Annotated in this window: 21 protein-coding genes; 14 read left to right on the plus strand and 7 right to left on the minus strand. The window is 73.4% G+C overall.

The window, feature by feature from the left end; all coding sequences use genetic code 11:
- Positions 1-95: 95 nt before the first annotated feature.
- Complete coding sequence (locus ACFY2L_RS30660) at positions 96-332, minus strand: hypothetical protein (protein WP_390824008.1); 237 nt, start codon at positions 330-332, stop codon at positions 96-98.
- 153 nt (positions 333-485) lie between these two features.
- Between ACFY2L_RS30660 and ACFY2L_RS30665 the strand changes: the two genes are divergently transcribed.
- Complete coding sequence (locus ACFY2L_RS30665) at positions 486-1,655, plus strand: helix-turn-helix domain-containing protein (RefSeq protein WP_390824009.1); 1,170 nt, start codon at positions 486-488, stop codon at positions 1,653-1,655.
- A 258-nt stretch (positions 1,656-1,913) separates the two neighbouring features.
- On the opposite strand, the gene ACFY2L_RS30670 is transcribed toward ACFY2L_RS30665, so the two are convergent.
- On the minus strand, positions 1,914-2,975 hold the full coding sequence (locus ACFY2L_RS30670; RefSeq protein ID WP_390824010.1) for a C4-dicarboxylate ABC transporter: 1,062 nt from the start codon (positions 2,973-2,975) through the stop codon (positions 1,914-1,916).
- 71 nt (positions 2,976-3,046) lie between these two features.
- Here ACFY2L_RS30670 and ACFY2L_RS30675 point away from each other — a divergent pair, with 71 nt between their 5' ends.
- Both ACFY2L_RS30675 and ACFY2L_RS30680 read left to right on the plus strand, forming a co-directional pair.
- A complete protein-coding gene (locus ACFY2L_RS30675; protein WP_390660808.1) occupies positions 3,047-3,988 on the plus strand; it encodes a LysR substrate-binding domain-containing protein in 942 nt (313 codons plus the stop codon).
- A 409-nt stretch (positions 3,989-4,397) separates the two neighbouring features.
- Complete coding sequence (locus ACFY2L_RS30680; protein ID WP_390824011.1) at positions 4,398-5,360, plus strand: aminoglycoside phosphotransferase family protein; 963 nt, start codon at positions 4,398-4,400, stop codon at positions 5,358-5,360.
- On the opposite strand, the gene ACFY2L_RS30685 is transcribed toward ACFY2L_RS30680, so the two are convergent.
- Together ACFY2L_RS30685 and ACFY2L_RS30690 are read right to left on the minus strand one after the other, a co-directional pair.
- Positions 5,335-6,054 carry a gamma-glutamyl-gamma-aminobutyrate hydrolase family protein gene (locus ACFY2L_RS30685; RefSeq protein WP_390660810.1) on the minus strand — a complete coding sequence of 240 codons (720 nt, stop codon included), beginning with the start codon at positions 6,052-6,054 and terminating at the stop codon, positions 5,335-5,337. The two genes, ACFY2L_RS30680 and ACFY2L_RS30685, sit on opposite strands and share 26 nt — an antisense overlap.
- Before the next feature lie 46 nt (positions 6,055-6,100).
- Entirely contained in the window at positions 6,101-6,835 is a 735-nt protein-coding gene (locus ACFY2L_RS30690; protein WP_390660811.1) for a FadR/GntR family transcriptional regulator, read from the minus strand.
- A gap of 95 nt (positions 6,836-6,930) precedes the next feature.
- On the opposite strand from ACFY2L_RS30690, the gene ACFY2L_RS30695 reads away from it, so the two are divergent.
- Genes ACFY2L_RS30695 through ACFY2L_RS30705 form a run of 3 tightly spaced genes read left to right on the plus strand, consistent with a single transcriptional unit; the run spans position 6,931 to position 10,492 of the window.
- On the plus strand, positions 6,931-8,292 hold the full coding sequence (locus ACFY2L_RS30695; protein WP_390660812.1) for a glutamine synthetase family protein: 1,362 nt from the start codon (positions 6,931-6,933) through the stop codon (positions 8,290-8,292).
- Between the two features lie 41 nt (positions 8,293-8,333).
- A complete protein-coding gene (locus ACFY2L_RS30700; protein ID WP_390824012.1) occupies positions 8,334-9,713 on the plus strand; it encodes an aldehyde dehydrogenase family protein in 1,380 nt (459 codons plus the stop codon).
- A complete protein-coding gene (locus tag ACFY2L_RS30705; RefSeq protein WP_390660814.1) occupies positions 9,710-10,492 on the plus strand; it encodes a 3-oxoacyl-ACP reductase in 783 nt (260 codons plus the stop codon). Before ACFY2L_RS30700 ends, ACFY2L_RS30705 begins: the two co-directional genes overlap by 4 nt.
- Before the next feature lie 18 nt (positions 10,493-10,510).
- Here the strand turns inward: ACFY2L_RS30705 and ACFY2L_RS30710 are convergent, their stop codons facing one another.
- Entirely contained in the window at positions 10,511-11,713 is a 1,203-nt protein-coding gene (locus tag ACFY2L_RS30710) for an amino acid deaminase/aldolase (RefSeq protein WP_390660815.1), read from the minus strand.
- Between the two features lie 2,446 nt (positions 11,714-14,159).
- Between ACFY2L_RS30710 and ACFY2L_RS30715 the strand changes: the two genes are divergently transcribed.
- Entirely contained in the window at positions 14,160-14,894 is a 735-nt protein-coding gene (locus tag ACFY2L_RS30715; protein WP_390660816.1) for a hypothetical protein, read from the plus strand.
- On the plus strand, positions 14,891-16,087 hold the full coding sequence (mycP, locus tag ACFY2L_RS30720) for a type VII secretion-associated serine protease mycosin (protein WP_390660817.1): 1,197 nt from the start codon (positions 14,891-14,893) through the stop codon (positions 16,085-16,087). Before ACFY2L_RS30715 ends, mycP begins: the two co-directional genes overlap by 4 nt.
- A gap of 7 nt (positions 16,088-16,094) precedes the next feature.
- Here the strand turns inward: mycP and ACFY2L_RS30725 are convergent, their stop codons facing one another.
- Positions 16,095-17,144, minus strand: a complete 1,050-nt coding sequence (locus ACFY2L_RS30725) for a serine hydrolase (RefSeq protein ID WP_390824013.1) — start codon at positions 17,142-17,144, stop codon at positions 16,095-16,097.
- A gap of 150 nt (positions 17,145-17,294) precedes the next feature.
- Between ACFY2L_RS30725 and ACFY2L_RS30730 the strand changes: the two genes are divergently transcribed.
- Positions 17,295-18,026 carry an SseB family protein gene (locus ACFY2L_RS30730; protein WP_390660819.1) on the plus strand — a complete coding sequence of 244 codons (732 nt, stop codon included), beginning with the start codon at positions 17,295-17,297 and terminating at the stop codon, positions 18,024-18,026.
- A gap of 73 nt (positions 18,027-18,099) precedes the next feature.
- On the opposite strand, the gene ACFY2L_RS30735 is transcribed toward ACFY2L_RS30730, so the two are convergent.
- Positions 18,100-18,477, minus strand: a complete 378-nt coding sequence (locus ACFY2L_RS30735) for a DUF1844 domain-containing protein (RefSeq protein WP_390660820.1) — start codon at positions 18,475-18,477, stop codon at positions 18,100-18,102.
- Between the two features lie 407 nt (positions 18,478-18,884).
- On the opposite strand from ACFY2L_RS30735, the gene infC reads away from it, so the two are divergent.
- The 5 genes from infC (at position 18,885) to ACFY2L_RS30760 (ending at position 22,609) form a co-directional block, all read left to right on the plus strand.
- On the plus strand, positions 18,885-19,550 hold the full coding sequence (gene infC / locus ACFY2L_RS30740; RefSeq protein ID WP_390660939.1) for a translation initiation factor IF-3: 666 nt from the start codon (positions 18,885-18,887) through the stop codon (positions 19,548-19,550).
- Positions 19,551-19,659: 109 nt separating this feature from the next.
- Positions 19,660-19,854, plus strand: coding sequence for a 50S ribosomal protein L35 (gene rpmI / locus ACFY2L_RS30745; RefSeq protein ID WP_004933563.1), 195 nt, complete (start codon positions 19,660-19,662; stop codon positions 19,852-19,854).
- Between the two features lie 98 nt (positions 19,855-19,952).
- Positions 19,953-20,336 (plus strand): 50S ribosomal protein L20, encoded by a 384-nt coding sequence (rplT, locus tag ACFY2L_RS30750; protein ID WP_006141703.1) that lies wholly within the window; start codon positions 19,953-19,955, stop codon positions 20,334-20,336.
- Between the two features lie 251 nt (positions 20,337-20,587).
- Positions 20,588-21,439 carry a TrmH family RNA methyltransferase gene (locus tag ACFY2L_RS30755; RefSeq protein ID WP_390660821.1) on the plus strand — a complete coding sequence of 284 codons (852 nt, stop codon included), beginning with the start codon at positions 20,588-20,590 and terminating at the stop codon, positions 21,437-21,439.
- A gap of 54 nt (positions 21,440-21,493) precedes the next feature.
- The gene (locus tag ACFY2L_RS30760) at positions 21,494-22,609 is read left to right on the plus strand and encodes an ATP-binding protein (protein ID WP_390660822.1); all 1,116 of its coding nucleotides are present in this window, start codon (positions 21,494-21,496) and stop codon (positions 22,607-22,609) included.
- Positions 22,610-22,677: the final 68 nt, after the last annotated feature.

Consider the following 22,677-nt stretch of genomic DNA (forward strand, 5'->3'; position numbering starts at 1 on the left):
TCCAACTCACCCGCCCAGTCAGCGACTTCAGTCATCCCCTCCATGACCGGGACAACGACAACCACCAGCTCAGGACACGAACCGCTGCTGGAGTACTAATCGGTCTCGACGCGCCGGACGTGGTCCAAAGGGGTGTCCCACTCGATGCCACCCCCTTGCGGGCGGATGTACGCGGTCTGGCTGATGACCCGGCCGGAGTCCTTCAGACGTTCCTCGATCACGTCCTGGAGTTCACCCGTGCGTCCCGAGACTCTGTCCTCGACGAGGGTGCCCTGCGGGTACGGCAGGGTGCCGTGATCGAGCATCGTCGCTGGCTTCTCAATCTGTGTCATGCGTCCTCGTCCCACCTGGGCATACGTGTGTCACCCAAGAGAACTGCCGCTGCGCGAAGCCAACTTGCACAGCTCTTGCACAACGGCCGGGTGCGGGAGGGACGGAGTGAGACGATGGGACGCAACGGACGTCGAGCGGGGAAGACGTACAGGATGAGCGCGATCAGGATTCCCGGACCCGGTACGAACGTGGCCGTCTGCCGCAAGGCACGCGGCCTCAGTCAGGTCGCCCTTGCCCGGCGGGCGGGTGTGTCGGTTTCCCTGCTCAGCAAGATCGAGATCGGCGACCGCGCCCTCACGCAGGGCATCGCCGCCTCCCTCGCGCAGGCCATGGGGCTCACGCTCGATGAGCTGCTGGGCACGGAGCCTGTAGCCAAGACGGACGAGGCGAGCCTAGCCGCGCTCAACCACGCCATCCGGCGCTTCGACATCCCGGACGCCCCGCCGCTGCACCCCGAGGACCTGCCACGCGAACTGGCGGCGTTGAACGGGCATCGCTACCGCACCGAGTTGGGGGCGGTCCTTCAGATGCTGCCCGCGGTGCTGGCGAAGTCGACCAACTACGCGCACGCCACGCAGTCGCCGGACGCATGGACGCGTGTCGCGGACACGTACTCGGTGGTGTACTGGCTGGCCGCCAGGTTCCGTTGGATGCACCTGGCCGAACTGGCCGTCATGAAGCAGAGGTTGGCTTCGGAGCGGGCTCATCCGATCGCCGCAACGGTGGCCGCCCGGGACGAGGCCGGGACCTTTCTCAACTCGGGGGACTTCGCGGGCGGGATGGCGATCGTGGACCGCGCGATCGTCGAGGCCGAGTCGACGCTAGAGGGGCGTGACCGCGCGTTCGGCCTGGGCATCCTGCACCTGCGGGGACTCACCCTGGCCGGTCGGCTCAAGGACGAGGCCGCCGCCCGGGAGCACATCCGGGCGGCATGGCGGACGGCCGAGGAGTACGGCGGGGACGCCGACGAGCACGGCATTCACTTCGGGCCGGACCAGACCGCTACTCACGTGATCTCGACGTACTCCGATATGGACCAGCACCGCCGAGCGCTGGACACGGCGGACGACCTCATTCGGGAAGGCACCTCGCTGCCCGCGACCCGCATCGGCCCGCTGCACATGAACCTGGGACGGTCCCATCTGGCCCTGGGCGACCGTGACTCCGCTGTCGAAGCCCTCGAAGAAGCCTGGAACGTCGCACCCGAGATGGCCAGGGTCCACCCGACGAGCCAGGAGCTGATGCGCGTGCTGACCTCACTGCACCGCCGTAGCAATCCGAGGCTGACACGGCTGGCGAAGCGTGCCGGTGTGCCTTTCTGATCTACCAGCGAAGGCGTGCGTTCCGGCTAGGCTCAGGAGACCGCTGTTATTGAGGTCACTACGAGGGGCCATGGCTGTCACGTACTTGATGCTTGCGCGGCTGCCCGAAGGGGGCTTGGGCGCCTTCGACGCTTATGAAAGTGCCGTCCTGCCCCTTCTTGCCGAGCATGGAGGGTGTCTTGAACGCCGACTGCGCACGCCGGACGATCGTGTCGAGGCCCACCTTGTGACCTTTCCGGACAGTGAGGCCTTCGCTGCCTACCGGGCGGACCCCAGACGTTCCACTGCTGCACCACTGCTGGCCTCGTCCGGGGCAGTGATCGAGCTACTCGCGGTGCGCGACGTGGGGTGACTGTACGAACGACCATTGACGAAGGTGAACGCCCACCACGTCATCGAGAACCCCATCCCCTGCCGGCGGGCGCGCACCACATGGGCGGCGGCCAGGCACAACCACAGCAGCGCGAACCCCATGACCGGCACGCCGTACAGCACGGCGAGCACCGCGAGACCCCGGCCGTCCGGCCCCCGCACCACCCCCGGTGCGACGTCCGCGAACGTCCCGACGGCGGTGGTCGACTGACCGAGCGGGCCCAGGACGAGGAAGAGCGCCGGGGTGAGCGCGAGCGGCAGCGGACCGCCGGTCATCAGGCGGCCGAACACGACCGGCAGCATCAGGAGCGTGCCGAGCAGACTCAGCCCGAACAGCGCGAGACAGGCGAACAGCAGGGTCTGCCGGGGCTGACCGGGCGGCAGGTGCGGCACCAGCAGCGGGCCCGACGCGGCCGACACCATGGGCGCGACGAGCGGCAGCAGCCACACCGGCGACGCCTGCCCCGGCCGTACCGCGTGGCGTACGGCCATGAGGTACGGCACTCCCACGGCGGCCGCGAGCGCCACGACCGTACCGGTGGCGAACAATGCGGCGCCGAGGGCGACCGCGGCGTCCGTGCCGATCCAGTCCCGCCCGACGGTGAGGGCGCCGCCGCCGACGGCGAGCAGCGCCATCGCGAGGCAGCCGTAGAAGGGTGCCGTCGCCGGGTCGCGGAGGTGGGCGCGGGCCTGGTCGGGGTGGTGGCGCCAGTGCAGCGCGCGGGCGGCGATGAGGGCCAGCAGGAGGGCCAGGGAGAGCGCCCACAAGGCGGCGCAGGCCGGGCGCAGGCCCGGCGGGCGCACCGGGAGCGCGGCTCCCGCCGTGCCCACCATCGCCGTGCCCATGACGGTGGCGTACCAGTTCGGTCCGAGGTGCCGGACGGCGGTGCGCAGGGGCAGGGCCAGGGGCGGGGGCAGGGGCGGGGACGGCGGGGCGGCGGTGACCATGGACTCCACCGTCGTCCACCGGCACGTCCGCCACCAGGGACGATGTCTCTATGAGGGCATAAACTGGCCTTATGGGTGACGCGGACAGGGCGGACAGGACCGAGGAACAGCCCGGGACCGGCGGGCCCCTGGCACATCGCGTCCCCGATCTCGGGGCGCTGGAGCTGCTGCTGGCCGTGGCCCGGCTGGGGAGTCTCGGCGCGGCCGCGCGCGAGCTGGGCATCACCCAGCCCGCCGCGAGCAGCCGGATCCGGTCCATGGAACGGCAGCTCGGCGTGGCGCTCGTGGACCGTTCGCCGCGCGGATCCCGGCTCACCGACGCCGGGGCGCTGGTGACGGACTGGGCGCGGCGGATCGTGGAGGCGGCCCAGGCCTTCGACGCCGGCGCGCAGGCGCTGCGGGACCGGCGGGACTCGCGGCTGCGGGTGGCGGCGAGCATGACGATCGCGGAGTACCTGCTGCCGGGGTGGCTGGTCGCGCTGCGCGCGGGCCGGCCCGACACGGCGGTGTCGCTGCACGCCGGGAACTCGGCGGCGGTGGCGGAGCGGCTGCTGTCCGGGGAGGCCGATCTGGGGTTCGTGGAGGGGCTGACGGTGCCCACGGGGCTGGACTCCGCGGTCATCGCCCACGACCGGCTGATCGTCGTCGTCGCGCCGGGGCACGCGTGGGCCCGGCGGCGGCGCGCGCTGGCCGCGGCCGAGCTGGCGTCGACGCCGCTGATCCTCCGGGAGAAGGGCTCCGGCACCCGGCAGGTCCTGGACACGGCCCTGGGCGGCCTGGCCAGGCCCCTGATCGAACTGTCCTCCACGACGGCCGTGAAGGCGGCGGCGGTCGGCGGAGCCGGGCCGGCGGTGCTGAGCGAACTGGCGGTGGGGGAGGAGCTGGCACTGCGCCGGCTGGTCGGCATACCGGTGGAGGGCGTGTCCCTCGCACGCGACCTCCGAGCGGTCTGGCCGACGGGACACCGACCGACCGGCCCGGCAAGAGAACTGCTCTCCCTCACCAGAGGATGAACGCCGCGGCCGGCTGACGGAGGGGATCCGGGGGCGCGCCGCCCAGGGGGCGGGACGGGCAGGGGTGGCGGCGTACAGCCCTCGGGTGCGGGACGGCAGCGTCGGCGCGGGCGTGTGCCGCCAGGGACGGGAGGTGCACGAGGGGTGCGGCGCAGGGACGGGAGGTGCAAGGGGGGTGCGGCGCATTCCTGGGTGCGGGACGGCAGGGGCGGCGGGGCGCACCGCCCTCTGGCGCCGGCGCGGCAGGGGGTGACAGGGGCGTGCCCCTGGGGACGGGACGCGCAAGGGTGGCGGGGTGTGCCGCTCTCGGGTGCGGGGCCGCAGGGGCGCGCTGCGCGGGGCGGGAGGTGCAAGGGGGTGGGGGCGAAAATCGTTGGCCGGAGGGTGGGTGCGGCGGCCACGATGCTGCATGAGCACCCCCGCCCCGCCCGCCGAAGGCACCCGTACTCCCTGGGAAGCCCTGCCCGCCCCCGTCCGCACCGCCGTCGCCGACCTTCTGGGCGCGCCGGTCACCCACGCCGCCACCCAGCCCGGCGGCTTCTCCCCGGGCGTCGCCGCAAGGCTCCGCACCGCCGCGGGCCACCGTGCCTTCGTCAAGGCGGTCAGCGCGGACACCAACCCGCACAGCCCCGACCTGCACCGTGCGGAGGCCCGCAACGCCGCCGCCCTCCCAACCGGCGTGCCCGCGCCCCGCCTCCTCGGCACCTACGACGACGGCACCTGGGTCGCCCTCCTCTTCGAGGAGGTCCCCGGCCGCCAGCCCCACGTCCCCTGGCGCCCACAGGAGCTGCGGCGGGTCCTCGACGCGGTCGCCGAACTGAGCCGCGCCCTCACCCCGGCGCCCGTCCCGGCCCCGCCCGCGGCCGAGTCGCTCGGGGAGTCCTTCGCCGGCTGGGAGCGCCTGCCGGCACCGGACGCGCTGCCCCTCCGCTCCCGCCTCGACCCCTGGGCCCTCGCCCGGCTGCCGGCCCTCGCCGACCTCGCCGCGGGCTGGGCGGACGCCACCGCAGGCGACACCCTCGCCCACGGCGATCTGCGCGCCGACAACATGCTGCTCACCGCCGACGACCGGGTCGTCTTCGTCGACTGGCCGCACGCCGTGCGCGCCGCCCCCTGGTTCGACCTGCTGGTCATGCTGCCCTGTGTGCGGGCCCAGGGCGGACCGGACCCGGAGGAGCTGTTCACCGCGCATCCCTGCGGCCGCGACGCGGACCCGCACCGCGTGACCGTCGCCCTGGCCGCGCTGGCGGGCTACTTCGCCGAGAGCTCCCTGCGCCCGTCGCCGCCCGGTCTGCCCACCCTGCGCGCCTTCCAGCGCGCCCAGGGGGAGGCGGCGCTCGCCTGGCTCAGGAAGCGGTGGGAGTGGCCGTAGCGGCCAGGGCGGCCTCGACCAGGGCCCGCATCACCCGTACGTCCTCGCCCATCTCCGGATGCCACTGCACGCCCAGCACCCAGCCACGGGCGGAGGGCAGCTCCACGGCCTCCACCGTCCCGTCCGCCGCGTACGCGCTCGGGACCAGGCCCCTGCCGAGGCGGTCGACGGCCTGGTGGTGGTAGGTGGGGACGGAACTCTCCTCCGGGACGGCGGCGGCGTACCGCGTGCCCGGGACCGGCTTGACCGGATGGCGGCCGAAGACACCCGCCACCTCCGCGTGCCCGTCGAGGTGCTGGACCAGCGTCCCGCCGAGGGCCACGTTCAGCAGCTGCATGCCCCGGCAGATGCCCAGCAGCGGGACGCCCGCCGCCAACGCGGCGTCGATGAGCGCCAGTTCCCACGCGTCCCGCTCCCGCGCCGGCGGGCCGGTGCGGGGGTCGGGCTCGGCGCCGTAGCGGACCGGCTCGACGTCCGGGCCGCCGGCGACGACCAGCCCGTCGAGACGGGCGACCGTGGCCGCCGCGTGTTCCGGCGCGTCCGGCGGGAGCATCGCGGCCAGGCCGCCCGCCCGCTGCACCAGCCGCGGATAGCCGGCCGGCAGCAGCGCCGCCTCCAGCTCCCACACGCCCCAGCGCGCCCCGGCCTCCAGATACGTACTGACGCCGATCAGCGGCCGCCCGCCGTCCGTCATATGGCCTCCCGCCCCCGCAATGGACCGTCTCCAGACCAATAGCATGTCATGCGAGGAAGCCTCTGAGCAGGGCCGCCGTGCCCGCACAGTGCTCGCGCATCATCTCCCGCGCCCCGTCCGCGTCACCGTCCAGCACCGCCTCGACCAGCGCGGTGTGCTGGCGCTGCGAGTGCTCCAGGTTGCGCACCAGCAGCGGGATGCAGTCGAGCAGGTCGTTCACCTTCGCCCGTACGGCGGCGTACTGCGCCGTCAGCGAGGGCGAGCCGCACAGCTCGGCCAGGGTGAGGTGGAGCAGCGTGTCCCGGCGGCGGTAGTCGGCCAGCGGGGCGTCCGCGGTCCGGGCGAGCGCGTCGCGCAGCCGCTCCGCCTGCTCGCCGGTCAGCCCGTGCGCCGCGCACAGCCCCGCCGCGCCGACCTCGAGCACCTCCCGGAACCGCAGGACGTCCTCGATGTCGACCTCGGCGATCCGGCGCCGCAGCTCGTCCTCGCCGCCGGCGTCCGCGCGCGGCAGGACAAACGTTCCGCCGTACCGGCCCCGGCGGGACTCCACCAGACCCTGGTCCTGGAGCACCTTCAGCACCTCGCGCAGGGTCACGCGGCTGATCCCGAGCCGCTCCGCAAGGTCCCGCTCGGCCGGCAGCCGCTCGCCCCCCGGCACCAGACCCAGCCGCACGACCTGCAGGATCTGCTCCAGCGCCTCCTCGAAGCCGTTCCCCGCCCGCACCGGCCGCAGCACCGGCGTCAGCCGGTCGTCCAGTCCGCCGTCAGCGTCCACCGACATCTGGCCGTGCCCCCTTCCCAAGCAATGGTTCTCGGCAATACCTTATGGCTCCCGGCTGCCCGAATCAGCCGGGGAAGCCCGAAGGAGGCCCTCCCGTGGCAGACCGCACACCCCCGCTCGGCGTCGAGGAGCTGCACACCCTCGTCGCGGGCGGTGAGATCGACACTGTCGTCCTGGCCTTCCCCGACATGCAAGGGCGTCTGCAGGGAAAACGCTTCGCCGCCCGGTTCTTCCTCGACGAGGTCCTCCGGCACGGCACCGAGGGCTGCAACTACCTCCTCGCCGTCGACACCGAGATGAACACCGTCGACGGATACGCCATGTCCTCCTGGGACCGGGGCTACGGCGACTTCGCCATGCACCCCGACCTGTCCACCCTGCGCCGCGTGCCCTGGAACGCCGGCACGGCCATGCTGATCGCCGACCTCGCCTGGAACGACGGGTCGCCCGTCGTCGCCGCCCCCCGCCAGATCCTCCGCCGCCAGCTGGAGCGCCTCGCCGAGCACGGCTTCACCGCCCAGGTCGGCACCGAGCTGGAGTTCATCGTCTTCAAGGACAGCTACGAGCAGGCCTGGGACGCGGGCTACCGGGGACTCACGCCCGCCAACCAGTACAACATCGACTACTCGGTCCTCGGCACGGGCCGTATCGAGCCCCTGCTGCGCCGCATCCGCAACGAGATGGCCGGCGCCGGACTCACCGTCGAGTCCGCCAAGGGCGAGTGCAACCCCGGCCAGCACGAGATCGCCTTCCGCTACGACGAGGCCCTGGTCACCTGCGACCAGCACGCGATCTACAAGACCGGCGCCAAGGAGATCGCCGCCCAGGAGGGCGTCTCCCTCACCTTCATGGCCAAGTACAACGAGCGCGAGGGCAACTCCTGCCACATCCACCTCTCGCTGACGGACCCGGACGGCCGGAACGTGTTCGCCGCCGGGGACGGTGGCCTCTCCGACGTCATGCGGCACTTCCTCGCCGGACAGCTCGCCGCCCTGCGCGACTTCTCCCTGCTCTACGCCCCCAACATCAACTCCTACAAGCGGTTCCAGCCGGGCTCCTTCGCCCCGACCGCCGTCGCCTGGGGCCACGACAACCGCACCTGCGCGCTGCGGGTCGTCGGACACGGCCGCTCGACCCGCTTCGAGAACCGGCTGCCCGGCGGCGACGTCAACCCCCACCTCGCCGTCGCCGGCCTCGTCGCGGCCGGGCTGTACGGCATCGAACAGAAGCTGGAGCTGCCCGAGGCCTGCCCCGGCAACGCCTACACCGCCGAGTACGCGCACGTCCCCACCACCCTCCGCGAGGCCGCCGAACTCTGGGAGAACAGCCCGATCGCCCTGGCCGCCTTCGGCGAGGAGGTCGTCGCGCACTACCGCAACATGGCACGCGTCGAGCTGGCGGCCTTCGACGCCGCGGTGACCGACTGGGAGCTGCGCCGCTCCTTCGAACGTCTGTGACCCGTCCGCCCGTGCCGCACCCGCCCGTGAAAGGCCCTTCCGTGTCCGACCCGTACCCGCACGAGCTGACGGTCCTCAACCCCGCCACCGAGGAGGTCGTCGCCACCGTCCCCGCCGCCGACGCGGCCGACGTGGACCGCGCGGTCGCCCGCGCGAGCGCCGCCCATACCGCCTGGGCGGCCGCCGCCCCCGCCGACCGGGCCCGGCTGCTGCGCCGCTTCGCCGACGTCGTCGACGCCCACCTCGAAGAGCTCGCGCAGCTGGAGGTCCGCGAGGCCGGCCACCTCCTCGGCAACGCCCGCTGGGAAGCCGGCAACGCCCGTGACCTGCTGCTCTACGCGGCCGGTGGCGTCGAAAGGCTCCTCGGCAGGCAGATCCCCGTCCCCGGCGGCTGGGACGTCACCTTCCACGAGCCGCTCGGCGTGGTCGGCGTGATCGCCCCCTGGAACTTCCCCATGCCGATCGCCGCCTGGGGCTCCTTCCCGGCCCTCGCGGCGGGCAACGCGGTCGTCCTCAAGCCCGCCGAGACCACCCCGCTCACCGCCCTCGAACTGGCCCGGCTCGCGCTGGAGGCCGGCCTTCCCGAAGGGCTGTTCCAGGTCCTCCCCGGCCACGGCGCCGTCACCGGACGCGCCCTGGTCGACCACCCCGGCGTGGCGAAGATCGTGTTCACCGGCTCCACCCGCACCGGCCGCGAGGTCATGGAGCGCTGCGCCCGGCAGGTCAAGCCCGTCACCCTGGAACTCGGCGGCAAGAGCCCGAACCTCGTCTTCGCCGACGCCGACCTCAAGGCCGCCGTCGATCCCTTCTCCTTCCTCGACAACTCCGGCCAGGACTGCTGCGCCCGCACCCGGATCCTCGTCCAGGAGTCCGTGTACGACGAGGTCGCCGACCTGCTCGCGGCCGCCCTGTCCGCCGTCGTGGTCGGCGATCCGGCCGACGAGGCGACGCAGATGGGCCCGCTGATCTCCCGTCAGCAGGTGGACCGGGTGCGCTCGTTCGTGCCGGACGACGCCCGGGCACTGCGCGGGACCGCTCCCCGAGGGCCCGGCTTCTGGTTCCCGCCGACCGTCCTCACCGGTGCCGCGCCCGACTCCGACGCGGCCCGCGAGGAGATCTTCGGCCCCGTCGCCGTCCTGCTGCCCTTCACCGACGAGGCGGACGCCGTCCGGCTCGCCAACGACACCCCCTACGGCCTCTCCGGCTCCGTCTGGACCCGGGACCTCGGCCGCGCCCTGCGCGTCTCGCAGGCCGTGCGCGCGGGCAACCTGTCCGTGAACTCCCACTCCAGCGTCCGCTACTGGACCCCGTTCGGCGGCTTCAAGCAGTCCGGCGTCGGCCGTGAACTGGGCCCGGACGCCCTGACCGCCTTCACCGAAACCAAGAACGTCTTCATCAGCACGGAGGGCTCCGCACAGTGACCGAAGACATCGTTTGCCGCCGTCTCGTCGGCCGTACGGCCGTCATCACCGGAGCCGGCAGCGGCATCGGCCTCGCCACCGCGCGCCGGCTCGCCTCCGAGGGCGCGCACGTCGTCTGCGGCGACGTCGACGAGGCCCGCGGCAAGGCGGTCGCCGAGGAGATCGGCGGCATCTTCGTGAAGGTCGACGTCACCGACCCCGAGCAGGTCGAGGCGCTGTTCAGGACGGCCTACGACACCTACGGAAGCGTCGACGTCGCCTTCAACAACGCGGGCATCTCCCCGCCCGACGACGACTCAATCCTGGAGACCGGCCTGGAGGCCTGGAAGCGCGTCCAGGAGGTCAACCTGACCTCCGTCTACCTGTGCTGCAAGGCCGCCATCCCGTACATGCGGCGGCAGGGCAGGGGCTCCATCATCAACACGGCGTCGTTCGTGGCGAGGATGGGCGCGGCCACGTCCCAGATCTCGTACACGGCCTCCAAGGGCGGTGTGCTGGCCATGTCCCGTGAACTGGGCGTGCAGTTCGCGCGGGAGGGCATCCGTGTGAACGCCCTGTGCCCGGGGCCGGTCAACACCCCGCTGCTGCAGGAGCTGTTCGCGAAGGACCCGGAGCGGGCGGCCCGCCGTCTGGTGCACATCCCGGTCGGCCGGTTCGCCGAGGCCGAGGAGATCGCCGCCGCCGTCGCCTTCCTGGCCAGCGACGACTCCTCGTTCGTCAACGCCACCGACTTCCTGGTCGACGGCGGGATCGCCGGGGCGTACGTCACTCCGTTGTAGGACTCCGCCTTCCTCCGCCTAGAGGAACGTGTGGCCCTCGCCGCGATAGGTGGGCACGGTCGCCGTGACCGTGTCCCCCTCGACGAGGTGCAGCACGTCGAACCGCTCGCACAGCTCACCGGCCTTCGCGTGCCGGAACCACACCTTGTCCCCGATCAGCAGGTCGTCGGCGGGGGAGCCGAGGAGCGGGGTCTGCACCTCGCCGGGGCCCTCCTGCGGGTCGTAGCGCAGGCCCTCCGGGAGGTACGGCACCGGCAGCCGGTCGGGCCCGGCCGCACCGGAGGCCGGGTAGCCGCCGCCGAGCACCGTGACGACCCCGACACCGGGCCTGCGCACCACGGGCTGGGCGAACAGGGCGGCCGGACGCCCGCTGAACGACGTGTAGTTGTCGAAGAGACGCGGCACGTAGAGCCCCGACCCGGCGGCGATCTCCGTCACGGCGTCCTCGGCGGCGGTGTGCTGCACACTGCCCGTGCCGCCGCCGTTGACGTACTCCAGATCCGGTGCGACGGCCCGCACCGCGCGGACCACGGCGGCGCGCCGCTCGGCGAGTTCCCGGCGGGCCGCGGCCTGCATCAGCCGGATCGCCCGGGACCTGAAGGGCCGGCCGGCGACCGCGTCGCCCACCCCGGCGATGTGTCCCTCGTACGCCATGATCCCCACGAGCCTGAACCCCGGCCGGCGGACCACCGCGCGTGCCACCTCGGCGACCTGGGCGGGGGAGTGCAGGGGGGAACGCAGCGCGCCGACCCGCACCCGGCCGCCGAGAAGCTTCAGCGCGGTGTCCAACTCCAGGCAGACACGGACGACTTCGGTGCCGCCGCCGCGTGCGGCGTCGATCACGTCGAGCTGGGCGACGTCGTCGATCATCACGGTGACGGCGGCGGCGAGCTTGGGGTCGGAGGCGAGCTCGGCGAAGGCGGCGCGGTCCGCGGAGGGGTAGGCGAGCAGGATGTCGTCGAAGCCGGAGCGGGCGAGCCAGAGGGACTCGGCGAGGGTGAAGGACATGATGCCCGCGAAGCCGTCCTTCGCGAGGACGCGTTCCAGCAGGGTCCGGCAGCGCACGGACTTGCTCGCCACGCGGATCGGCTTGCCGCCGGCCCGCCGGACGAGGTCCTCGGCGTTGGCGTCGAACGCTTCCAGGTCGACGATCGCGAGAGGGGCGTCGAGATGCTCGGTGGCCCGGTCGTACCGGGCCCGGTCGGCGGCGCGCGCAGTCATGAACGAAGCCTGCCAGACTGGATTACCGCAGGGTAGGGGGACGTTCCGGGCAGATGCCCCGCAGGTCGCGGACTGGTTCCCGCTCGCCCGGCAACAAGCCGTAGAGTGACGCGCACGCACGGAGGACGGCTCCGGCCGGAGATCCGCGCCGGGATGCCGGCCCGTCCGCGCGGGTATGCGTGCCTGGACGGATCACCGCGTCCGCACCGGGCCGCCCGGGCACACGCACGACGGCCCGAGTACGAGAACGACGGCCCGGGCACGAGGAAACGGGGGGTGCATGAGCACGGAAGCACGCCGCGCCCAGATTCCCCCACGCCCGAACGTCCCGCCCCAGCCCACCACCCCCCCACCTCCGCCCCAGCCCCCGTCCGCCCCCGCGGAGCCGGGCACGCAGGCCTCCTCGGAGCCCGGTACGCCGGGCTCTTTCGGACGGGGTACGTCCGAGTCCTCCGAGCCGGGCATACCGAGCTCTTCCGGGGCGCACACCGACAGGGCCGTCACGGACGGCGCCTCCACCCCGGCGGGCAGCGACGCCTCGCCCTGGGTCCGGCCCTACGCACCGGTGCCCGGGACGCGGGCCCCCGACACCGCTCCGCCCCGGCGGACCTCGTCCTCCCCCCACCCCACGGACCCCATGAACCCGCCCCCGCCGCCCGCGTCGGCGCGCTTCCCGGACACCCCGCCCCAGGCGGGCCGCCCGACCGCACGACGCGACGAGGCGCCCTCGCGGGAAGCCACCCGCCCCCCGGCCCCCGGCGCCCCCCGACCGGCAGGCCCCCACGGCAACGCCCCGACCACGCCCCGTTCGGGCGAGGTGCCCGCCCCCCGGGGTAATGGCCCGGTGGTGTCCCGTACGGACGACGTGCCGGCGTCCCGTACGGACGACGTTGCTGCGTCTCGCACCAACGGCCCGGGTGGGTCCCGTCCTGACGACGTGCACCCGTCTCGCACCGACGGATCGGTCGCGCCCCGCGCCGCGGGCCCGACCGGCTCGACCCCGCCGCACCCGCCCGGCTACCGTCCCGCCCGCCCGGACCACCCCGGCGACGGAACCCCGACCACCCGGCGCCCCTCGGTCCCGGCCCCCTCCACCGGCTCCACCGGCTCCGCGAACCAGGCGGTGTTCCGCCCCTTCGCCCCGGCTCCCTCCGGTTCCACCGGCCCGGCGGTGTCCCGTCCTTCCGGTCCGCCGGCACCTGCTTCCGCGCCCCCCGCGGCGCCTCGACCCTCAGACCCGCCGCCCGCCTCCTCGAGGCAGGCGCAGTCCCGGCCCTCCGGCCCGGAAGCGTCTCGTGCGGCAGGCCCGGCGGCGCCTCGGCCGTCCGGCCCGACCACGGCCGGTCCTTCCGGTCCGGCGGCGTCTCCTTCCGCGGAGCCGGATGCGGCTCGGCCCTCCGGGCCCGTGGCACCTCGTTCGTCCGAGGCAGGGGCGTCTCGGCTTGCCGGCCCGGCGGCGCCCCCTTCCTCTCCCTCCGGTCCGGCGGCGCCTCGGTCCTCCGGCTCGGGTACACGTGCTCCTTCCGGTCCGGGGGCGTCTCCTTCCCCGGGGCCTGGGGCGGATCGGCCGTTCGGTGCGGCAGCGCCTCGTTCGTCCGGTCCGGCGGCGCCGCGTTCCTCGGATTTCGCGGCAGGTCCGGCCGCAGAGCCGGACTCGGGTCCCCGTGGCGCGCGTCGGGACGGTTCCGGCGGCTCGCGCCCCGGTGCGCCGGGGGCGTCGCGTCCCGGAGGGGCGGCGGCTGCACAGGCCGGGGACTCCGGCGGCAGTACGCGTTCCGCTGCCGAGAGTGCTCACGACAGTGCCTGGAGCCCGTTGCCCCGCAGCTGGGTGCCTGCCCCGAGCCGGGCCGTCCAGGCGGATGCGGGTCAGGGCGCCGCCTCCGTATCTCGTCCCGGCACCCCGCCGCCCGCCGCGGACGCGGAGCCGGCCTGGACTCCGGCCTCGCCGGTCCGGCATCCCGACTTCGACGTGCCGTCGGCGAGCCAGGACACATCCGCCCGGCCCGCTCCCCCCATGCCCCCGACCCGTCCCGGACGTCCCGGAGCCCCCTCCGGCGCCCGCCCTCCGCGCCCTGAGACGGCCCCCGGCACCCACCCTTCCCGCCCTGGAGCCGCCCCCGGCGACCACACCTCGCGCCCCGCGGACGCTCCCGGCGACCACCCCCCGCGCCCCGCAACCGCCCCCGGCGTGCGCCCTTCCCGGCCGGGCGCCGTGCCCCGTACCGGCCCGCACCGTTCCGGATTCGCCTCCGGGGCGATTCCGCCGCGTCCTGTCGGGGCGCCCGAGGGCGGTGCCGGCGGGGTCTCGCCCGACCCCGCTCTGTCCTGGAGCGCTCCGATGGTCCCGGGCGGGGCGCCCGGTGCCACCCGCCCGGTCGTCACGTTCGCGCAGCCGGAAGGGTTCGGGGGCGCGCCCCGAGGGGTCGGCCGGCGGACTCGTACCGTCATGGCCGCCGCCTGTGTGGTGCTCGGACTCGGGCTCATCGGCGGTGCCGTCACCGGGAGTTGGCTCATCGGGGACGCGGAGGGCGGCGTCGGGCGGGACAGGTACGCCGTCGCGGGCGGCCTCTGGCACAACGTTCCCGTCGACGAGCTGTTCCCGCCGACCGTCGAGGGACAGGGCGCGGGCCCGGGCGGCGCCGACCGGACCTGGACGCGGATCGCCGTCGCCCCGGACAGCGGCTGCGCCGACGCCTTCGACCCGCTGCTGCGCCAGGCCCTCACCCCCGTCGGCTGCCGGCGGCTCCTGCGCGCCACGTACACCGACGCCACCCAGAGCTACGTCACCACCGTCGGCCTGCTGTTCACCACCGCCGACGCGACCGCGATGCGTTCCCTCGGCACCCGGTTCGAGAGGGAGGGGCTGACCAGGCGGACCGACCTGATGCCCCGGGCGTACGCCGCCAAGGGCACCGTCGCCGCCGGCTTCGGCGACCGGCAGCGTGCCTCGTGGACGATCTCCGTCCTCACCGACGCGCCCGTCGTCGTGTACGCCGTCTCCGGCTGGGCCGACGGCCGTACCGTCGACAGCCCGCAGCCCGCCCGGCAGGCAACGGCCTCCGGCGCCACCACGGCCCCCGCCCAGGCCGGCCTCGGCAACGAGGCCCAGGGCCTCGCCGACCGCATCGAGCGAAGCCTGCGCAAGACCGCCGTCACGCCGCCCTCGGAGCAGCCCTCATGAGCCGTCGTAGCCGTCGTAGGACCACCCGCGGGGCCGGGCTCCTGTGCTGCCTCCTCGCCGGTTCCGTCGCCCTGCTGCCCGCCGCCCCCGCGTACGCCGACAGCATCCGCGCCCAGCAGTGGGCCCTGGACGCCCTGCACACCCAGGAGGTCTGGCAGACCACCAAGGGCAAGGGCGTCACCGTCGCCGTGCTGGACACCGGGGTCGAGGCCGACCACCCGGACCTCGACGGGAACGTGCTCGAAGGCAAGGACATGGTCGGCTTCGGGGCGAAGGAGGGCGACCGGGCCTGGGCCCGGCACGGCACCGCCATGGCCGGCATCATCGCGGGCCACGGGCACGGCTACGACGACGGCGACGGCGTCATGGGCATCGCACCGGAAGCCAGGATCCTCCCCGTCCGGGTGATCCTGGAGGACGGCGACCCGCAGCGCACCAAGGCCCGCAACACCCGCGGCAACGCCCTCGCCGAGGGCATCCGCTGGGCCGCCGACCAGGGCGCCGACGTCATCAACCTCTCCCTGGGCGACGACTCCGCCTCCGCCCACCCCGAGCCCGCCGAGGACGAGGCCGTCCAGTACGCGCTGAAGAAGGGCGCCGTCGTCGTCGCCTCGGCCGGCAACGGCGGCGACAAGGGCGACCACATCTCCTACCCGGCCGCCTACCCGGGCGTCATCGCCGCCACCGCCGTCGACCGCTACGGCACCCGGGCGTCGTTCTCCACCCGCCGCTGGTACGCCACGGTCAGCGCGCCCGGCGTCGACGTCGTCATCGCCGACCCCGACCACAAGTACTACCAGGGGTGGGGGACCAGCGCGGCGTCGGCGTTCGTCTCGGGAGCGGTGGCGCTCGTCAAGGCCGCCCACCCCGGACTCACCCCGGCGCAGATCAAGAAGCTCCTGGAGGACACCGCCCGCAACGCCCCCTCCGGCGGCCGCGACGACTCCCGGGGCTTCGGCTTCATCGACCCCGCCGCCGCGATCAAGGCCGCCGCCGGTCTCAAGCCGGAGGGACTGAAGTCCGCCTCCTACGGCGAGCAGTACTTCGGCTCGGGCCCCGACGCCGCCCGCTCCGACGACGACACCTCCAGCTGGGCCGCCCCGGTCGCGGGCGGCGCCGGAGTGGTGCTCCTGATCGGCGCCGTCGTCCTGTGGCGCGGCCGCCGCGAGCCGGACGAGTTCGAGACCTACTGACGCCCGGCTATTCGGTGTTCGAAGCCGAAGCCGAAGCCGAAGCCGAAGCCGAAGCCGAAGCCGAAGCCGAAGCCGAAGCCGAAGCCGAAGCCGAAGCCGACGTGCCGTCGTCCGCGAACGCCGCCACCGCCGCTCGCGCCGCCGCCTCCACCAGTGAAATGCCCTTCGCCTGGGTCGCGTTGCCGTTCGACAGCACCGCCACCAGGTACGCGCGCCCGCCGGCGGTCACCCGCCCGATGCTGTTGATGTCCCACAGACCGGTGGTGCTCCGCGCCAGCCAGCCGTTCTTCAGGGCCCACGACGAGCCGTCGGCAGCCGCCGAGACACCCCAGTGCTGGCCGGCGGCGATCTGCCCCATCAGCCCCTGGATGTAGGACCGGGAGGCCTCGCTCAGCTCGGAGTCGTCCCCGAAGACCTGCCGCAGCAGCGTGAGCTGGTCGGCGGCCGTGGTCTGGGTCAGTCCCCACAGCATGTCGTCGCCGCCCTCGGTGCCGGTGAGCCCGAACCGCTCGTTCGCCGCGTCCAGCCCCTGCGCCTTCCCGATGGACCGCCACAGCGCCGACGCCGAGGCGTTGTCGCTGTTCTCGATCATCGCGGTGGCGTACGTCTTCTCGGCGGCGGTGAGATGCCGGTCCGCGTCCTGCGCCTGGAGCAGCAGCGCCGCCAGGATGTCCACCTTCACGATGCTCGCCGTGTCGAACGCGGCGTCGCCGTACGTGGCACCGTCCCCGGAGTCCAGGTCGAGCACGGCCACCGACACGGAGGCGTCGTCCGGCACGGTCACCGACGTCATCGCCTCGGCCAGCAGCGCGTCGTAGTCCACCTCCGGTGCCGCGACCGATTCCACCGACACTCCTCCGTCCGCCGACTCCGACGCGGACGGCGCCGGGGAGGACGACGATACGGCTCCCGTACCGGAGTGTGCCTGGGCCTTCACATAGACGGTTCCGCCCGCGGTGGCGCCGAGGACGGCCACGGCGGCGAGCGCGGTGTAGAGGAGCGGACGGCGCCGGGACGGGCGAGCGCGGCGGCTGCGGCGGGCTCTGCGAGACTCCATGCCCGTGATCGTGGTGGCGGCGGCTGTGCGGGCCGTTAGACGGACGTAAGAGGTACGTCAGCGGAGACTGAGAATCCTGTGAAAGTCGTCACCGTCACGTTTCCGCCCCCGCACAAGCCCAGCAGCATCCCCCCGATAAGGTCGGTGACCGTGGCGAACAAGAACATTCCCGACCCCGGCTACTCCGACGACGACGGCTCCGCCGATCCCCGGCTGGCCGCGGCGCTCGCCGCCTGGGCCGAGGACCGCAGCGCCGTGGGACCCGTCCTGGAGGCGCTCAAGGGCACCCGGCTGCTCGTGCCCGTGGTGGCCGTCCTCGGCGAGGTCGAGGAGGACGAGAACGGGCTGCGCCGCGAGAAGACCAGCGACATGGCCGTCCCCACCCTGAAGGCCGGCGCCCGCACCGCCCTGCCCGCCTTCACGTCCACCGACTCGCTGGCCCGCTGGGACCCCGCGGCGCGCCCCGTCGCCGTACCGCTGCACCAGGCGCTGCAGGCCGCCGCGCACGAGAAGGCGGACACCGTCGTGCTCGACATGGCGGGGCCGGTGGCGTTCGAACTGACGGGACCGGCGCTGCTGGCGCTCGCCGAGGGCCGTACGACGGCCGATCCGCTCGCCGACCCGGCGGTGCGGGAGGCGGTGCGCGACGCGGTGGCCGCCGAGCCGGCCGTGGTCAGCGCCCACCTCGGGCCGGGGCAGGCGGACGGCACTCTCGCGCTCGTCCTGGACCCGGCCGCCGCTCCCGCCGAGGCCGCCCGGGCCGTCGCCGCGCGTCTGGCCGCCGACGACACACTGAGGGCCCGCCTGGTGCGCGGCCTCGACCTGGCACTGCTGCCGGCCGGGACGACACCTCCGGGCGAGCCCCTGTACGTGCGGCCTTAGCCGTCGGCCGTGGCGGTGAGTCACGGCCGTGGGCCATGGCCGACGGCCGTAGCCGCCCCCGCTCCGGGACCGGCTAGCCGTAGACGGGTCCGGTGTACTTCTCGCCCGGGCCCTGACCCGGTTCGTCCGGGACGATCGACGCCTCGCGGAACGCCAGCTGGAGCGACTTCAGGCCGTCGCGCAGCGGGGCCGCGTGGAAGGAGCTGATCTCGGTCGCGCTCGCGTCCAGCAGCCCGGCGAGGGCCGTGACCAGCTTGCGGGCCTCGTCCAGGTCCTTGTACTTGTCGCCCTCCTCGGTCAGCCCGAGCTTCACGGCCGCCGCGCTCATCAGGTTGACGGCGACCGTCACGATCACCTCGACGGCCGGGACCTCGGCGATGTCGCGGGTCATCTCGTCGAAGTCGGGGGAACCGGGGCCGTCTGCGGAGCCGGCGGGGGAGGTCTCACTCATGCAGGACACGATAGGGCCCGTCGCCCGCCCCCTTGACAGCAGGAGGCATGAGACACCGGATTAGCGCACGCGTGCGCGACCTGGTAATCTCGTGTAACGACCGGTCGGACACGCGTGCCCCTCAGCAGGCGGGCCCGGCCCACAAGTGGAGACTCCGAGCTCCCACCCGACCGCCCTCCGGGACGGCGGGTCACCCCGGTCAGGCGGCCACCATCGTTCCGTACGGACGATGGAGTCGCCCGGTAGTGCGCCCCGCGTTCCCCGCGAAGGTGCTCCGGTAGTGCTTGGAGCCCCGCGTGTGATCGTTCGGGGCATTTTTTGTGCTTCGGCGTGGTTACAGGCCTAACGAACACAGACGTTACGCGGCCGTCCGCCAGACCGCCGCGTGGTGCTACCGAGGAGGATCCATCAGCGCCGAGCCCCGCATCAACGACCGGATTCGCGTTCCCGAGGTGCGACTTGTCGGTCCCAGTGGCGAGCAGGTGGGCATCGTCCCCCTGGCGAAGGCACTGGAGCTTGCGCAGGAGTACGACCTGGACCTGGTCGAGGTCGCGGCGAACGCCCGCCCGCCGGTCTGCAAGCTCATGGACTACGGGAAGTTCAAGTACGAGTCGGCCATGAAGGCCCGTGAAGCGCGCAAGAACCAGGCGCACACGGTCATCAAGGAGATGAAGCTCCGGCCGAAGATCGACCCGCACGACTACGACACCAAGAAGGGTCACGTCGTCCGGTTCCTCAAGCAGGGCGACAAGGTCAAGATCACGATCATGTTCCGTGGTCGCGAGCAGTCCCGGCCCGAGCTGGGCTACCGACTGCTGCAGCGCCTCGCGGAGGACGTCCAGGAGCTCGGGTTCGTCGAGTCGAACCCCAAGCAGGACGGCCGCAACATGATCATGGTCCTCGGTCCGCACAAGAAGAAGACCGAGGCGATGGCCGAGGCCCGTCAGGCGCAGGAGGCCCGCAAGGCCGAGGCGAAGGCCAACCCCGGCCGCTCGCAGAACGCCGCGGACGCCGACGCCGTGAACGCCGAGGTAGACGCCGAGGCCCCGGCCGAGGCTTCCGCCGAGGCGTGATCCGAGGGACGCGAGTCCCCTGGATGCAACCCAAACAGCAGCGACGCTCCACCGTGCCCGGTTTCACGACCGGGCACCGGAGCGCCACCGACGAGGAGAGAACGGCGCTATGCCGAAGAACAAGTCGCACAGCGGTGCCAGCAAGCGCTTCAAGGTCACCGGCTCCGGCAAGGTGCTCCGTGAGCGCGCCGGCAAGCGCCACCTGCTCGAGCACAAGTCGTCCCGAGTGACGCGTCGCCTCACCGGCAACGCCGAGATGGCCCCGGGCGACGCCGCGAAGATCAAGAAGCTTCTCGGCAAGTGAGGCCGGGCGCCCAGCGCCTGACCCTCCCAAGACACCGGGACCCAATCGATTCCGGGCCGTGTGACGACACCCACGGCCCCGCTACAAGGAGTTAACAAGTGGCACGCGTCAAGCGGGCAGTCAACGCCCACAAGAAGCGCCGGGCGATCCTCGAGCAGGCCTCCGGCTACCGCGGTCAGCGTTCGCGCCTGTACCGCAAGGCCAAGGAGCAGGTCACCCACTCGCTGGTCTACAACTACAACGACCGCAAGAAGCGCAAGGGCGACTTCCGTCAGCTGTGGATCCAGCGCATCAACGCCGCTGCCCGCGCCAACGGCATCACCTACAACCGCTTCATCCAGGGTCTGAAGGCCGCGAACGTCGAGGTCGACCGCAAGATCCTGGCCGAGCTCGCCGTGAACGACGCCAACGCGTTCGCCGCGCTCGTCGAGGTCGCGCAGAAGGCGCTGCCGTCGGACGTCAACGCGCCGAAGGCCGCGTGACGCTGCGCCGGCTTCAGCCGACGTGACCGAAGGACCCGCAGGTTTCCTGGCCTGCGGGTCCTTCGCTGCTGACCCCACGGGCGGCCGTTCGGGTGCGGGCCGTCGGGGGCTGCGCAGTTCCCCGCGCCCCCGGGGGGTCGCAGGCATCGCCTGCCGCGATGTCCCCGGGGCGGCACGGGTGGGCGCGGTGGCACCCCGCCAGCGCCGGTGAGCGTCCTCCGGCAGTCCAGATCCTGAAGGTGAACCAGAAGATGTCCTCCGCCAGTCCCGAGCTCGTCTCCCCCCGTTCCCCCCGGGTCTCCGCCGCCCGGCGGCTCGCCCGGCGGAACTTCCGGGGGAAGGAGCGGCTGTTCCTCGCGGAGGGACCGCAGGCCGTGCGCGAGGCGGCGGCGTACGGCAAGGGGACGCTGGTCGAGCTGTTCGCCACCGTCGAGGCCGCGGAGCGGTACGCGGACATCATCGGGGAGGCCAGGACCAGCCGCGCCCGGATCCATCTCGCCGACGAGCAGGTCATCGCGGACATCTCGACGACCGTCACCCCGCAGGGCCTGGTCGGGATCTGCCGGTTCGTCGACACCCCCTTCGAGGAGATCCTCGCCGCCCGGCCGAAGCTGGTCGCCGTCCTGGCGCACGTACGCGACCCCGGGAACGCCGGCACCGTGCTGCGCTGCGCCGACGCCGCCGGAGCGGAAGCCGTCGTGCTCACCGACGCCTCCGTCGACCTCTACAACCCCAAGGCCGTCCGCGCCTCCGTCGGTTCGCTGTTCCACCTGCCGGTCGCCGTCGGCGTGCCCGTCGAGCAGGCCGTGGCCGGGCTCAAGGGCGCCGGGGTACGGATCCTCGCCGCCGACGGCGCGGGGGAGGACGACCTGGACGACGAGCTCGACCACGGGACCATGGGCGGGCCCACCGCCTGGGTGTTCGGCAACGAGGCCTGGGGGCTGCCCGAGGAGACCCGCGCCCTCGCCGACGCCGTCGTGCGCGTCCCGATCCACGGGAAGGCCGAGAGCCTGAACCTGGCGACCGCCGCGGCCGTATGTCTCTACGCGTCGGCCCGTGCACAGCGCGCCTCCGGAGGGTGCCGCTCCGTCACCGAGAGCTAGTAGGGTGACCAGCTCGGGGGCCTCTTCCAGAGGGACGGGAGTTGAGGTACGGGGATGAGTGTCGGCACGAGCAGCGCACCGGGAGCGGCCCGCCCTGCCGGTGACCTCGCCGAACTCGGCATCGACCCCGACGACCTGCCCGACGGGCTCGTCGTCGCCGACGAGCACGGGCACGTCATCTGCTTCAACGCGGCCGCCGCGCGCATCACCGCCGTCCCCGCCGCCGAGGCGCTCGGCCAGAAGCTCGAAAAGGCCCTCCCCTTAGAGGACCTCGAAGGCCGCCGCTGGTGGCAGCTGACCGACCCCTACGGCGGCCTCGCCATCCGCGTCGGCCAGCCCGAGCGCAACCTGCTGCTGCCCGGCGGCCGGGAGGTGCTCGTGTCCGTGCGGTACGTCCGCACCCGCCCCACCGGACCCGTCCGCCGCGTCGTCGTCTCCCTCCGCGACACCGAGGCCCGCCGCCGCACCGAACGCAGCCACGCCGAGCTGATCGCCACCGTCGCCCACGAGCTGCGCTCGCCGCTCACCTCGGTCAAGGGCTTCACCGCCACCCTGCTCGCCAAGTGGGCCCGCTTCACCGACGACCAGAAGCGGCTGATGCTGGAGACCGTCGACGCCGACGCCGACCGCGTCACCCGGCTCATCGCCGAGCTCCTGGACATATCGCGGATCGACTCCGGACGGCTGGAGGTGCGCCGGCAGCCGGTCGACATGGGCGCCGCCGTCGGACGCCACATCCAGGCCTACGTCGCCGCCGGGCAGCCCGCCGACCGGTTCCTGCTCCGCATCGAGCAGCCGCTGCCCGCCCTGTGGGCCGACCCCGACAAGATCGACCAGGTGCTCAGCAACCTCATCGAAAATGCGGTGCGTCACGGCGAGGGAACCGTCACGATTGACGTCACGCCCGCCGCGTCCCCCCGGGAAGGGGAGGACACCGGCACGTCGGTCACCGTGAGCGACGAGGGTGCCGGCATCCCGGAGGAGTCCATGAACCGCGTCTTCACCCGCTTCTGGCGGGGCAGCAAGCGCGGTGGCACGGGCCTCGGGCTGTACATCGTCAAGGGCATCGTCGAGGCCCACGGCGGCACCATCACGGTCGGCCGCGCCCCCGGCGGCGGCGCGGAGTTCCGATTTACGTTGCCCGTGGCGGCCCCGGCCTATCTCGCCTGAGAGCGTGAGATCCGCCGGAGCGGCCCGCGGGCGCGTTCGTACACCCACACCCCGTTAGACTCGGCCTT

Origin of the sequence: Streptomyces sp. NPDC001381 (assembly GCF_042895685.1) — a bacterium.
Taxonomy (GTDB): Bacteria; Actinomycetota; Actinomycetes; order Streptomycetales; family Streptomycetaceae; genus Streptomyces.